This window comes from Kurthia sibirica (assembly GCF_003143975.1).
Classification (GTDB): domain Bacteria; phylum Bacillota; class Bacilli; order Bacillales_A; family Planococcaceae; genus Kurthia; species Kurthia sibirica.
Genome location: NZ_QFVR01000012.1, coordinates 88,821 through 101,015 on the forward strand (window position 1 = coordinate 88,821; position 12,195 = coordinate 101,015).

The 12,195-nt window shown below is 38.3% G+C and carries 12 protein-coding genes; 6 read left to right on the top strand and 6 right to left on the bottom strand.

Annotated features, from left to right (window positions below):
• The first annotated feature begins 77 nt into the window (after positions 1-77).
• From DEX24_RS10275 to moaC, 3 genes are read left to right on the top strand one after another with little or no spacing between them, the layout of a single operon-like run.
• Positions 78-572: a MogA/MoaB family molybdenum cofactor biosynthesis protein gene (locus DEX24_RS10275; RefSeq protein WP_109306358.1), complete on the top strand. Its 495-nt coding sequence runs from the start codon at positions 78-80 to the stop codon at positions 570-572.
• Positions 569-1,144, top strand: coding sequence for a molybdenum cofactor guanylyltransferase (gene mobA / locus DEX24_RS10280; protein ID WP_109306345.1), 576 nt, complete (start codon positions 569-571; stop codon positions 1,142-1,144). Before DEX24_RS10275 ends, mobA begins: the two co-directional genes overlap by 4 nt.
• A complete protein-coding gene (gene moaC / locus DEX24_RS10285) occupies positions 1,144-1,626 on the top strand; it encodes a cyclic pyranopterin monophosphate synthase MoaC (protein WP_109306346.1) in 483 nt (160 codons plus the stop codon). The genes mobA and moaC overlap by 1 nt, the downstream gene beginning before the upstream one ends.
• Positions 1,627-1,836: 210 nt before the next feature.
• On the opposite strand, the gene DEX24_RS10290 is transcribed toward moaC, so the two are convergent.
• Genes DEX24_RS10290 through DEX24_RS10305 form a run of 4 tightly spaced genes read right to left on the bottom strand, consistent with a single transcriptional unit; the run spans position 1,837 to position 4,873 of the window.
• Entirely contained in the window at positions 1,837-2,619 is a 783-nt protein-coding gene (locus DEX24_RS10290) for a formate/nitrite transporter family protein (RefSeq protein ID WP_109306347.1), read from the bottom strand.
• 46 nt (positions 2,620-2,665) lie between these two features.
• Positions 2,666-3,682 (bottom strand): GTP 3',8-cyclase MoaA, encoded by a 1,017-nt coding sequence (moaA, locus tag DEX24_RS10295; RefSeq protein WP_109306348.1) that lies wholly within the window; start codon positions 3,680-3,682, stop codon positions 2,666-2,668.
• An 18-nt stretch (positions 3,683-3,700) separates the two neighbouring features.
• Positions 3,701-4,513, bottom strand: a complete 813-nt coding sequence (fdhD, locus tag DEX24_RS10300; protein WP_109306349.1) for a formate dehydrogenase accessory sulfurtransferase FdhD — start codon at positions 4,511-4,513, stop codon at positions 3,701-3,703.
• Between the two features lie 12 nt (positions 4,514-4,525).
• Positions 4,526-4,873 (bottom strand): Na-translocating system protein MpsC family protein, encoded by a 348-nt coding sequence (locus tag DEX24_RS10305; RefSeq protein WP_109306350.1) that lies wholly within the window; start codon positions 4,871-4,873, stop codon positions 4,526-4,528.
• 607 nt (positions 4,874-5,480) lie between these two features.
• Between DEX24_RS10305 and fdhF the strand changes: the two genes are divergently transcribed.
• From fdhF to DEX24_RS10320, 3 genes are read left to right on the top strand one after another with little or no spacing between them, the layout of a single operon-like run.
• Positions 5,481-8,417 (top strand): formate dehydrogenase subunit alpha, encoded by a 2,937-nt coding sequence (gene fdhF, locus DEX24_RS10310; protein ID WP_109306351.1) that lies wholly within the window; start codon positions 5,481-5,483, stop codon positions 8,415-8,417.
• Positions 8,418-8,420: 3 nt separating this feature from the next.
• Positions 8,421-8,897 carry a helical membrane plugin domain-containing protein gene (locus DEX24_RS10315; protein ID WP_109306352.1) on the top strand — a complete coding sequence of 159 codons (477 nt, stop codon included), beginning with the start codon at positions 8,421-8,423 and terminating at the stop codon, positions 8,895-8,897.
• 16 nt (positions 8,898-8,913) lie between these two features.
• Positions 8,914-9,960, top strand: coding sequence for a P-loop NTPase (locus tag DEX24_RS10320; protein WP_109306353.1), 1,047 nt, complete (start codon positions 8,914-8,916; stop codon positions 9,958-9,960).
• A gap of 53 nt (positions 9,961-10,013) precedes the next feature.
• Here the strand turns inward: DEX24_RS10320 and DEX24_RS10325 are convergent, their stop codons facing one another.
• Both DEX24_RS10325 and DEX24_RS10330 read right to left on the bottom strand, forming a co-directional pair.
• A complete protein-coding gene (locus tag DEX24_RS10325) occupies positions 10,014-10,307 on the bottom strand; it encodes a hypothetical protein (RefSeq protein ID WP_109306354.1) in 294 nt (97 codons plus the stop codon).
• A gap of 200 nt (positions 10,308-10,507) precedes the next feature.
• On the bottom strand, positions 10,508-12,195 hold a 1,688-nt coding region (locus tag DEX24_RS10330; protein WP_146192983.1), incomplete at its 5' end, for an Ig-like domain-containing protein.

Genomic DNA, 12,195 nt, shown 5'->3' on the forward strand with positions numbered 1-12,195 from the left:
TTTTGTTATTTTAATTTGACGTTTGGATTTATAGCTTTATAATAAAACTCACTATACTAGTAAGGAGGCTATTAATGATGCACCCGACACATAATGAGCATGCAATTTCTGCTGCCATTTTAACGGTTAGTGATACGCGAACCGAAAAAACAGATAGCAGTGGTCTGTACATTCATGAAGCTTTATCTGCTGCCTCTTTTTCAATTCAAGCTTATCTGATTGAAAAGGATGAACCACTTCGGTTAATCGAACATATAAAAAAATGGTGCCAAAATCCCTCAATCAATACGATTATCGTCACTGGCGGTAGTGGATTTTCACCACGAGATCAAAGTTTTGAAGCACTGACACCGTTATTTGAAAAAGAAATGACAGGCTTTGGCGAACTCTTTCGCTCTTTAAGTTATGATGCCATTGGTCCAAAGGCGATGTTCAGTCGTGCAACAGCTGGTTGTCGTCAACAAACTGCTATTTATCTCATCCCTGGTTCTAAAAATGCCGTTACTTTGGCGATGAAACAATTGATTATACCAACCGTCCAACATTTTGTTGGGGAATTGAATCGCCCATGATCATTGCAGGTGTCATCTTAGCGGGTGGTCAGTCTTCACGTTTTGGTCGCCATAAAATGTTTGAAGTTTTTCAGGGTTTGCCATTGTACCACCATAGCCTTAATGCGCTTAGACAAAACAATCTTTGCCCCATTATTATCGCAACGAATGATGCACTATTCCCATCTTTTCCACCGCATAGCGATGTCACTTGGCTCATTGAAACACCAAGTCATCAAGGCCCGCTTTTTGCATTGCATCAGCTCTTTATTGAGAACCCTGATATCGAATGGTTTTTCGTCATCGCAAGTGATATGCCCTATATGTCTGCAGACTTCGTAAAATTATTACTGCAAAAAATCGATAGTTGCTATGATGCAGTTATACCACAACAGTCTGCACGTATACAGCCATTAGCTGCACTCTATCGCCGGAGCGCGCTAGCAACTACAACGAAACTAGTGGCAAATAATCACCGGAGCATGAAAGCTTTACTTGCTGAAATTCGTGTGCATTATGTAGATTTCTCAGTTAACGACAATGTTTTTACAAATATAAATTATGAAACAGATTGGCCCAAAGGAGATAAATGATGACAAACTTTACACATTGGAATGAAGAAGGTAGACCCAAAATGGTCGATATTTCTGATAAAAATCCTTCTAAACGTACAGCGATCGCCCGAAGTATCATTACATTATCAAATGCCGTTTATGATGCTATTCAAAATGGACAGATTAAAAAAGGAGATCCCACACAGGTCGCGCAAATTGCTGGCATCATGGGTGCCAAAAAAACAGCGGATATTATTCCGATGTGCCACCCTATTATGTTACAAGGTACAGATTTTACGTTTGATTATAAAAAAACGGCAGAAGGCTATGAACTTCATATAGAGGTAGCTGTTACATGTAGCGGAAAGACCGGTGTCGAAATGGAGGCATTAACGGCCGTGTCTGTTGCTGCACTAACATTTTATGATATGTGTAAAGCCGTCGATAAAACAATGGTCATCAAAAATACGTATCTTGTACAAAAAACAGGCGGTAAAAGTGGAACTTTTAATTACGAGTAAACAAACTATTGGGGCTGGGACAGAACAAAAATAACATGCCTCCAATACGAATAATCAAATCAATGGAACGTAGTGACGAGGCGTTTTCAGCCATGTCCGCGGAAAGCGTTTTTCGCAGTGGAAATTGATTGAAATGAATAATCCCATATGATTTCGAAAAATCATACGGGATTTTCTCTGTTGAAAATACGTTTGTCTCAGGCTCTTTTTTTATATATTTACTGCTTTCTTTTTGTTATAAGCAACAAAGTATATAGCGCCTACAAATAATGCGCCACCCACTGCATTACCCAAAAATGCTGGAATTACATTATCAATTAATTGCATCCATGTTGCATGACCAGCAAAGATTGCTGCTGGAATCACGAACATATTTGCGACAACATGTTGGAATCCTAATGTAACAAAAGCCATTACCGGGAACCAAATCCCCAGTATTTTACCGACGAAATCATTGGCACCAAAACATAACCAACAGGCTAAACATACTAGCCAGTTACAGCCAATTGCTGATACAAACGTATGTAAAAATGAGTCACCGATTTTAGCATCTGCAATTGCGATTGTTTTATCTAAAAAAACACCTGTTTCTGTTAAGCCTAAAAAATGCCCAAATGCAAAGGCTACAAATAGTGCCCCAAGTAAATTAGCTACCGTCACCCAAAACCAGTTATATAATAATTGCGAAATATTTATTTTTTTTGCAAAAAAAGCCATTGGTACAGTCATCATATTCCCTGTAATTAAATCTGCTCCAGCCAATAATACTAAAATTAAGCCAAGTGGGAAGACAGCTGCACCTAAAAATGTGACAAAACTTCCCCATTCAGCAGGCATTGCCGCCATCACACGAATATCTAATAAAAAGCCTAATGCGATAAACGCGCCACCTAAAAATCCTAACACAAGCATTTTTTTTACTGTTGAATCTACTTTTTCTACACCGATATTAATTGCTATATCAGCGATTTCTGCAGGTTTATTAAAAGCCATTAAAAATTACATCTCCTCAAGTGTCTAAGTATCAAATTTACGCTCGTTACCCACCAATATGAGACATTTCAATTTTCGATTTTTTTCTCTCGGCCATTGTCTGCTCATTACGTTCATCGGAATAACGATCTTTGCGTTCCTTCCATACAGTCGAAATACAGTTCTTGATGGCTGTATCGTCCTCATCAACTCGCAATAATTCACGTAAATCTGTCCCTTTAGTGGCAAATAAACATGTATAGAGCTTACCTTCAGCAGAAATGCGTGCACGTGAGCATGTTGAACAAAAAGATTCTGTCACGGAGGAGATTACTCCGATCTCTGTCTTTTTATCCTGATACTCAAAACGTGATGCCACTTCTCCTTTATAATTTGGAGCAATTGCTTCAAGCGGTGAAAAAGTATTCACCTGTTCAATAATGTCTTTTTTTGCTACAACATCATCTAATCGCCAACCGTTTGAATTGCCGACATCCATATATTCGATGTATCGAAGAATATGTTGTTTACCTTTGAAAAATTCGGCCATTTGAACAATATCTTGTTCATTTTTCCCTTTTTTTACAACCATATTAATTTTTACTTGCAGCCCTACTTGTGCCGCTTTTTCAATTCCTTCAAGAACCGTCTTTACTTTACCTCTTCGACCATTCATTTCTAAGAAACGATCCTCATCCAATGAATCTAAACTGACTGATACACGTGCCAAACCCGCATCCTTTAAAGCTTGTGCATATTTTTTAAGCAAGGTTCCATTTGTTGTCATAGCAATATCTTCTACACCCTCAACCCCATGAATCCTCTTGATTAATTGCGGTAAATCTTTGCGTAGTAAAGGTTCTCCACCTGTAATGCGAATTTTTTGTACACCAAATCCTACAAAAACTTTTACCAGTCTTTCAATTTCTTCAAAACTTAAGATTTTTTCATGTGGTAAAAATGCATAGTCTGGTCCAAATACTTCTGCTGGCATACAATAGCTACAACGAAAATTACAACGATCTGTTACGGATATACGTAAATCCCTAAGCGGTCTTTGAAGTTGGTCTACTACATGTTTCATATGCAATTCCTCCTTCTATCACGAGTTCAATGAACTGTCATTTTGTAATTGAATGCGTTTTTCATGCGTATATACATTCATCGCGTCTTTTCTGATAAAGCCAACAGTCGTAATCCCTAAACCCTCTGCCAATTCAAGAGCAAGTTCGGTTGGTGCAGATTTCGATAGGACAATCTCACAACCAATTTTAGAAACTTTTAACAAGATTTCTGAAGAGATTCGCCCACTAAATACAATAATTTTATCGTGCATCACTATATTATTTCTTAAGCAATAGCCATATATTTTATCGAGTGCATTATGGCGTCCAATATCCATACGACCTAAGACAATACCTGATTTATCACAGAGTGCCGCATTATGAACACCACCTGTTTGTTGAAAAACATCCGCTGAATTTTGTAACGCACGCATCAAGCGGTAGCAATCTTTAGGTGTGACACGCACATGTACGTCTGTCATTTTTTTGGCTACAAGGGCGTCATTTGCGAATACAAAACCTTGACGACTAGCGCCACAGCAAGAAGTTATATAACGCTTATTTTGCATTTGTTGAAAATAAGGATTTACTTTTTTGGTTTTCACATGAACAAAGCCTTCTTTTTCCTGATGCCAAATACTTTCGATTTCATCAAAATTACGAATCACCCGTTCAGATGCCAAATACCCAATCACCATATCTTCTACGTATTCCGGTGTACAAACCATCGTTACAAATTCTTCTTGATTAATTTTTACAGTCACTGCATATTCTGTAACGACTGTATCTTTCACTTTCTGGACATCGTCACCAACAATACGTAGCACCTGCCTTGTCACTGTGTTTTCCATCAGGCACCTCCTTTATTGACTAATCGGATCTTCAAAAACAAATACGGATATGGCGATATCTTCTTCAATTTTAATATCTGAAAAAAGATGGAGTAGCTTCGAGCCAACTAATTCCTCCATACCTTCTGGTGTCTGTTGCGCATAGAGGTCTTGAATCATTGTTGTACGCGCAGCATGCACCATCTTCAATCCATCTGCCGTACTTGCGATGAATTTTTCCGTTGGTGTCACATTGCCTGTCAAAGTTGATATTGCCATGTTTTCTACAAAAACTGTATGGATACGTTCTGGACCCTTGCCAAACAAATCCTTTCGTAGTTTACGAATGATATCGTTAAATTCATGGATTTTCTGAGACATATTAAAGATTCCCCCAACGTTTTTTTACTTTATTTTTCTATTTCGACTGTGAGGATACCCTTACAATTCGTTAATGATATAGCAACTTACAGGAAATTTAAAGTATTAATTTTAATGAGAATAATTATCACCAAACAATATTTCTTATTTGTTATTGTGTAACTTTGCTAAAAGTACTATAATTATTTCAGTTAATAATGGGTTTTTCTTCTTGTTATTATTTTTGGTATTTTCTTATTCAGTAGCACTGAGCGAATACTTTAAATGATTGGAATGAGTGATATCTTTTATTCAATTTTTTTCAATTAAAAAGTAGATTGGATTATTAGCAAGTCATGTTAATAATTTTATCCACCATGTATAGTCAACATACTTTTTTGCGTATGTTGATTCATGGTGGATTTTTTTTTAGAAAGTTCTGATACGCAGATGTACACTCGTTAATTTTTCAGCATTATTACATTTTAATCATATATTTGTAGCAAATAGGGAATAGCTAATATAACAAGACAATTAAAATAGATAGCTCGATTCACTATTCCCTACTTACTTTCAAAGCTAACTTGCTGTTCATAAGTATCAGAATATGAAAACGGAGGAAATAGCCATGACCCAAATCAAAATTAATGGTACACCCTATGATGTAGCAGATGATGCTACCATTTTAGAAACAATTAATGCTCATAAGCTTGAACATCCCCAGGTTTGTTATGTACCAACAGTTGACCCTATCCAAACTTGTGATACTTGTATTGTAGAAGTAGATGGCAAACTTGTCCGTTCTTGCTCGACAAAAGCTGTCAACGGCATGGATATCCAACTCGCATCAATAAGCGCTAAAGCAGCACAAACGGAAGCGATGGATCGCCTACTAGAAAATCATATGTTGTATTGTACAGTTTGTGATAATAACAATGGTAACTGTACACTGCATAATACGACTGAAATGATGGGCATCGAACATCAAAAATACCCCTATACACCTAAGGTTGAAGAAAACCCTATCGATTCATCACACCCTTTTTATCGCTACGATGCTAACCAATGTATCGCGTGTGGTCAATGTGTTGAAGTATGTCAAAACCTACAAGTAAACGAAACATTATCGCTTGATTGGGAAGCTGAAAAACCACGTGTCATCTGGGATGAAGGTGTTGATATCAATGATTCGTCATGCGTCAGTTGCGGTCAATGTGTCACAGTTTGTCCATGTAATGCATTAATGGAAAAATCAATGCTAGGTGAGGCTGGCTTTATGACGAGCATCAAACCAGAAACATTAGAACCAATGATTGACTTAATCAAAGAGGTTGAACCTGGTTATAGCGGTATTTTCGCTATCTCTGAAGTAGAGGCTGCTATGCGTAGTAAACGTACGAAAAAAACAAAAACCGTTTGTACATTCTGTGGTGTTGGTTGCTCATTCGAAGTGTGGACGAAAGATCGGAAAATCCTTAAAATACAACCATCAGAAGGTCCTGTCAATGCTATTTCAACATGTGTCAAAGGAAAATTCGGTTGGGACTTTGTTAACTCGGAAGAACGTATTACAACACCATTAATTCGTAAAGATGGCGAATTTGTTGAGGCATCTTGGGATGAGGCTTTGGATTTAGTCGCAACTAAATTAGGTGGCTATAAAAAAGAATTTGGTCACGGTTCTGTCGGCTTTATTTCTTCATCCAAAATTACGAATGAAGAAAACTACCTCATGCAAAAAATGGCACGTCAATTATTTGAAACAAATGACGTTGATAACTGTTCACGTTATTGTCAATCTCCAGCAACAGATGGCTTATTCCGTACAGTAGGTATGGGGGGCGATGCTGGCACGATTAAAGATATCGCACAAGCTGGGCTTGTCATCATCATCGGCGCAAATCCTGCAGAAGGTCATCCTGTATTGGCGACTCGCGTGAAACGTGCACATAAATTACACGGCCAAAAGCTGATTGTGGCTGATGTTCGTAAAAATGAAATGGCCGAACGCTCCGATATCCATCTTCATCCAAAACAAGGTACGGATCAAGTGTGGTTAATGGCTGTGACAAAATATATGATTGATCAAGGATGGCATGATGAAGCATTCATCACAGAGAATGTTAATTTTTTCGATGATTTTAACGATGTCTTAGAAAAATACACCTTACAATATGCTGAGAAACACACAGGTCTTTCACCTGAAACATTGATTAATGTAGCAAAAATGATTCGCGATGCGGATGGTACGTGTATCCTCTGGGGTATGGGTGTAACACAAAACACTGGCGGTTCAGATACATCCGCTGCAATTTCTAATTTATTATTAGCTACCGGTAATTATCGCCGCCCTGGTGCAGGTGCCTATCCACTTCGTGGACATAATAATGTGCAAGGTGCTTGTGATATGGGTACATTACCAAATCTACTACCTGGGTATCAAAAAGTATTAGATGAAGAATCTCGTACTAAATTTGGTGAAGCATATGGCGTAACTATCCGCCCTGAATTAGGAAAAACCAATATGCAAATGCTCGATGCTATTGAAGCAGGAACGATGAAAGCCATGTATTTAGTTGGCGAAGATATGGCACTTGTAGACTGCAACGCTAACCATGTTGATAAAGTATTATCTGAATTGGACTTCTTTGTCGTACAAGATATTTTCATGTCACGTACAGCACAATATGCCGATGTTATATTACCAGCTGCCCCTTCTTTAGAAAAAGACGGTACATTTACAAATACAGAGCGCCGCGTCCAACGTCTATACAAAGCTTTACCAACACTTGGTGACTCGAAAGCTGATTGGGAAATTATGCAGTTGATTGCTAACCGTTTAGGTGCTGACTGGAATTATAGCCATCCAAGCGATATTTTCGATGAAATTGTCAGCCTTGTTCCGCTATTCAAAGAAGCCAATTATGATGTGTTAGCTGATTGGGGTAGCTTCTGTTGGGGAGATGCAGAAAATGGTACAGATACACCATTACTCTATGAAAATGGTTTCCACTTTCCAGATAAAAAAGCACGCTTTGCTTTATATGACTGGGTAACGCCATATGAATTCGAAGATCAATATGATTGTCATATTAATAACGGCCGTATGCTGGAGCATTTTCATGAGGGGAATATGACGAATAAATCAAAAGGAATTCAAGAAAAAGTACCAGAAATTTTCGTTGAAGTATCTCCTGAACTTGCCAAAGAACGTCAGATTGAAACAGGTGCCCTCATACGTCTTGTGTCACCGTTTGGTGCATTAAAATTGAGCGCTCTTGTCACAGACCGTGTATCTGGCAATGAATTATTCTTACCGATGAATTCGACAAGTAAGGATTCGGCAATTAACTTCTTGACAGGCCCTGGTGCTGATATTCGTACTTCTACTCCAGCTTATAAACAAACGAAGGTCAAAGTGGAAGTATTAAAACCAAGAGGGAAAAATCCACTTCCTCGTACAAACCCACGTTATAAAAAACGTCATCCACAAAATGGAGTCGAAGTGCAACGTAAATGGAATCGCCCAGATTATGTTCACTTAACAACTGATAAGGGGGAGTAAGCAATGGCTGCACCAATAAAAACGATTAAAAAAGAAGTGTTATCTGAAGAACAAATAACGACTCAAAAATTAGCGAGTTTGAAAAAACTTGTCACTGACAATGATCGCGCTGTTACACAAATTTTGACGCTCATCGGTGAATTGGATTCAATTGGCGCACTAGAAGCCGCCAATAAAATGCTTGAAGCGAAAGAAGAAGTAGCAAATATCGCATTAGGTCAGCTGACAAGCAAACCCGTGACGAATATGATTAATAATATGATGGGTGCTGCTGGTGCTCTTGCTGAATTAGATCCCGCTGTTACAACAAAACTTGTGGCTGGTTTGATGAGTGGTGTCGATGAGGCCAATAAAGCGATTGAAACGACCGATAAAATCAGCAAACTCAAACTAATCAAAATGATGAATGATCCGGATGTAAATCGTGCGATGAATTTCGGCATTCATTTCTTAAAAGGACTCGGCAGCAATTTAAAATAGTAAGGTGGTATACCGAATGTTAACGAACGAAAACATTGTAAATGCATTAAAAGATGTCCATGATCCGGAGCTCCATAAAAGTGTTGTTGAGCTGAATATGGTAAGGAATGTACAAATTTCCGATTCGCATGTATCACTAGAAATTATTCTCACTATTAAAGGCTGTCCATTAAAAGCGAAAATCCAACAAGATGTTGAAGAAGCCATTATGGCGCTTGGTGCGACAAAAGTTTCCGTACAATTTGGTACGATGACAGATGAGGAGCGCATGATTTTAACAGCGTCTTTAAAAACGCAGAATGTGGATGGTCAAGGTATGCCAAAAATGCTTGCACCTGATTCTGGCGTGCAATTTATCGCAATCACAAGTGGCAAGGGAGGCGTTGGTAAATCTACGATTACGATTAATCTAGCAACTGCTCTTGCACGTCTTGGTAAAAAAGTCGGAATTGTTGATGCAGATATTTATGGTTTCAGTATTCCAGCAATGATGCGCGCACAGCAAAAACCAACGATGATTGATAAAATAGCGATTCCCGTTGAAATCGATGGTGTAAAAATTATGTCGATGGGCTTTTATACGAAGGACAATCAACCCGTTATGTGGCGTGGTCCCATGCTAAATAAATGGATTCGTAATTTCCTAGTGAATACACATTGGGGTGAGCTCGACTATTTACTGCTAGACTTGCCTCCTGGTACAGGCGATGTAGCAATTGATGTTGCAGCGATGATTCCACAAGCCAAAGAAATTATTGTAACAACACCTCATAATGCAGCTTCCTACGTAGCCTCACGTGCAGGCATGATGGCACTTCATACGAAGCATGAAGTATTAGGGGTTGTAGAAAACATGGCCTATTTTGAAACGCCAGATGGTAAGAAAAATTATATACTCGGACAAGGTGGCGGCGATAACCTAGCACGCTCATTAAATTGTAGTGTGCTCGCTCGTGTACCTTTCGCAAAACCAGAAGAAAATACCGGTTCATCTATTTATGATGAAGACTCTACCGTAGGTGAAGTATTTACACATCTAGCAGAAGACATCGCCTTTAGTTAAAAAAATCCCCCTCCTTGATTGTAATCATCAAGTGAGGGGGATTTTTTTGTGTATTACTTCGTGTAACCTGCTTTACGTAATACTTGTATAAAATAAAAGCGATATGTATTTTCAACGAAGCTTTCTAAGGGTAAACCAACATTCAGTTGATATTTTGAAAAAATAAAGAAAAATCGTTTATCCCATTTCAAACGTAAGAGTTCTCCTGCTTCCTCTCCATATTTCTCTGTAAATTCTAAAAATAAAGGTTCAAGCATGCTCGCACAATGCGCCTTTAAACTTCCTAGTGCATCGGCATCCTTATTTTTTTGAAATTGTGTAATCCACAGCGTTATTTGCTCATCCATCGATTAAAACCACCTTTTATAATTTGAGTTTCTTCCTATTATAAGTATACTATTTTTCATTATTTGGTGCCTATTATTTCACCATACCCCCTTCTCCTACTAAAAATAAAAAAAACCTTATATAAGTCTACTTCTTTCGAAGTAGCTCATATAAGATTCCTCTGTTAAAAAATGAGACATCATTGCTTGCAGGATTTTTTTTAGTTCATTTTATTCTTTCTTCTCAACCCTTTAAACATAAATGCTGAAAGTGCTACAAACATTGTACCTAAACCAAGTAATAATTTAGTAAATGTATTTTCAGTACCCGTTTGAGGTAATGTAGAAAGATTACCTTGCCCATTAGTTTTTGGAACTGTACTATTTAGTAAATTTGGTGTTGCTAATGGTGTTGTTCCATTATTAGTTGCTAAATTATTCGGTAAATCTTTCTTAATCGTATCATTTAACGAACCCAAACCATTATTTGGTATTGGTGTTGGTGTAATTGATTCTATAGGATTCTTTTCTGTTGGTACTCCACCCGTTTTTGGTGCATCAGAAACAGTAGCTTCCGTTGGTGTTCCCATATGATCACCAGTAATTGGCGTTGCTGTAATCACTTCACCTTTTTCTAAAGGACGATTAATCGGAATACTATAGTTGCCATCTTTATCGACCGTGCCTTCACCGATTTTATTACCATCTTTATCTTTTAAGATGATTGTATCGCCTGGTACACCTGTACCTTCTACTTTATTGTCACCTTCGTTTGGTTTTTTGATCGTTGGTTTATGCGCTTTTTCATCATATGGTGCTTCTTTTACCGTCGCATCCGTTGGTGTTCCTACATTTTGCCCAGTATTTGGTGTAGCCGTAATCACTTCATCTTTTTTCAGTGGACGGTCGGTTTTGATGCTATAGTTGCCATCTTTATCGACGGTGCCTTCACCGATTTTATTACCATCTTTATCTTTTAAGATGATTGTATCGCCTGGTACACCTGTACCTTCTACTTTATTGTCACCTTCAGTTGGTTCTTTGATCGTTGGTTTATGCGCTTTTTTATCATATGGTGCTTCTTTTACTGTCGCATCCGTTGGTGTTCCTACATTTTGCCCAGTATTTGGTGTAGCCGTAATCACTTCATCTTTTTTCAATGGACGGTCGGTTTTGATGCTATAGTTGCCATCTTTGTCGACGGTGCCTTCACCGATTTTATTACCATCTTTATCTTTTAAGATGACTGTATCGCCTGGTACACCTGTGCCATCTACTTTATTATCGCCTTCAGTTGGTTCTTTGATCGTTGGTTTATGCGCTTTTTTATCATATGGTGCTTCTTTTACTGTCGCATCTGTTGGTGTTCCTACATTTTGCCCAGTATTTGGTGTAGCCGTAATCACTTCATCTTTTTTCAATGGACGTGTAGTAGATGTGATGAATGTTCCATCTTCTCCCACTGTGCCTTCACCGATTTTATTGCCATCTTTATCTTTTAAGATGATTGTATCGCCTGGTACACCTGTGCCATCTACTTTATTATCGCCTTCAGTTAGTTCTTTGATCGTTGGCTTATGCGCTTTTTCATCATACGGTGCATCTTTTACTGTCGTATCCGTTGGTGTTCCTACATTTTGCCCAGTATTTGGTGTAGCTGTAATCACTTCACCTTTTTCAAGTGGGCGATCCGTTGGGATCGTGTAGTTGCCATCTTTATCGACCGTGCCTTCACCAATTTTATTGCCATCTTTATCTTTTAAGATGATTGTATCGCCTGGCACACCTGTACCATCTACTTTATTGTCGCCTGCAGTTGGTTCTTTGATCGTTGGTTTATGTGCATCCGCATCATACGGTGCATCTTTTACTGTCGCATCCGTTGGTGTTCCTACATTTTGCCCAGTAT